General features: G+C 53.3%; 1 protein-coding gene. It reads right to left on the bottom strand.

The window, feature by feature from the left end; genetic code table 11:
• Positions 1-130 precede the first annotated feature (130 nt).
• The gene (locus tag HW556_RS18860) at positions 131-262 is read right to left on the bottom strand and encodes a hypothetical protein (RefSeq protein ID WP_262890021.1); all 132 of its coding nucleotides are present in this window, start codon (positions 260-262) and stop codon (positions 131-133) included.
• Between the last annotated feature and the right edge of the window lie 42 nt (positions 263-304).

The following is a 304-nucleotide window of genomic DNA, read 5'->3' as shown; positions in this document are numbered from 1 at the left end:
AGCCTGTATATGTCGGAGGAGCATTGCACGGAACCATTGACTGGATTAGCAGATAAGATGTTCACGCTTGGTATAACCACTATGGCTATCACGTCAAGCCCACCTGAAAATTAGCAAACAGTTTACCCCGTTATTTAGGGGCTTGCTTGTGGTCGCCATAATGGTCAAACCAGTTGCGTGCATCCTGACTCGTAATCCAGTTGATGGCTTGCTGCAGGGCCTGCTCCAGCGCCTGCCGGGTGCGGGCCTGGGCGGCTCGCAACGCTGTTTTAGCTTGCTCCAGGCCTGCTCAATCGGGCTAAAG

It is taken from the genome of Hymenobacter terrestris (assembly GCF_013377905.1).
GTDB classification, from domain to species: Bacteria; Bacteroidota; Bacteroidia; order Cytophagales; family Hymenobacteraceae; genus Hymenobacter; species Hymenobacter terrestris.
Note: the sequence above shows the minus strand (reverse complement) of the source record. Positions and strands in the feature narration are given on the sequence as shown.